Genomic DNA, 997 nt, shown 5'->3' with positions numbered 1-997 from the left:
AATCACCAAATTCCTCGTATTATCAACCAAAAAATTGCGCAAAAGTTGATTGAAAAGACTTCTATGACCGATATTGCTCATCAGTTAGCCATTTCAACATCAACTGTTATTCGCAAGCTTAATGACTTCCGTTTTAAGCCTGATTTTTCGTACCTCCCTGAGATTATGTCTTGGGACGAGTATGCCTTTACTAAGGGAAAGATGAGTTTTATTGCTCAAAATTTTGATAATCTTAATATCATCACTGTTCTTGAAGGAAGAACACAAGCTATCATCCGGAATCACTTTCTTCGCTACGATAGAGCCGTGCGCTGTCAGGTGAAAATCATTACTATGGATATGTTTAGCCCTTACTATGACTTGGCTAAACAGCTTTTTCCAAACGCTAAAATCGTGTTGGATCGTTTCCATATTGTCCAACACATGAGCCGTGCTATGAGTCGTATGCGTGTCCAAATCATGAATCAGTTTCATCGAAAATCTCATGAATACAAGGCTACCAAGCGCTACTGGAAACTCATCCAACAAGATAGCCGTAAACTGAGTGATAAGCGATTTTATCGCCCTACTTTTCGCATGCACTTAACCAATAAAGAGATTTTAGACAAGCTTTTGAGCTATTCAGAAGACTTGAAACACCACTACAATGTCTATCAGCTCTTACTCTTTCACTTTCAGAACAAGGAGGCAGATAAATTTTTCGGACTCATTGAGGACAATATTAAGCTGGTTCATCCTCTTTTTCAGACTATCTTTAAGACCTTTCTAAAGGACAAAGAGAAAATCGTCAATGCCCTTCAGTTACCCTATTCCAACGCAAAATTGGAAGCGACCAATAATCTCATCAAACTTATCAAACGAAATGCCTTTGGATTTCGGAACTTTGAAAACTTCAAAAAACGAATTTTTATCGCTCTCAATATCAAAAAAGAAAGGACAAATTTCGTCCTTTCTAGATCTTAGCTTTTATTCAACCCACTACAGTTGACAAAGAGCC

Annotated in this window: 1 protein-coding gene; it reads left to right on the top strand. The window is 37.7% G+C overall.

The annotated features are described in order from the left end of the window. Nucleotides 1–963: ISL3 family transposase (locus M1G12_RS09875; RefSeq protein ID WP_247949841.1), on the top strand; the 963-nt coding region annotated here is incomplete at its 5' end. Between the last annotated feature and the right edge of the window lie 34 nt (nt 964–997).

It is taken from the genome of Streptococcus mitis, assembly GCF_023110375.1.
GTDB lineage: Bacteria > Bacillota > Bacilli > Lactobacillales > Streptococcaceae > Streptococcus > Streptococcus mitis_CI.
This window is presented reverse-complemented; position numbering and strand designations above follow the sequence as displayed.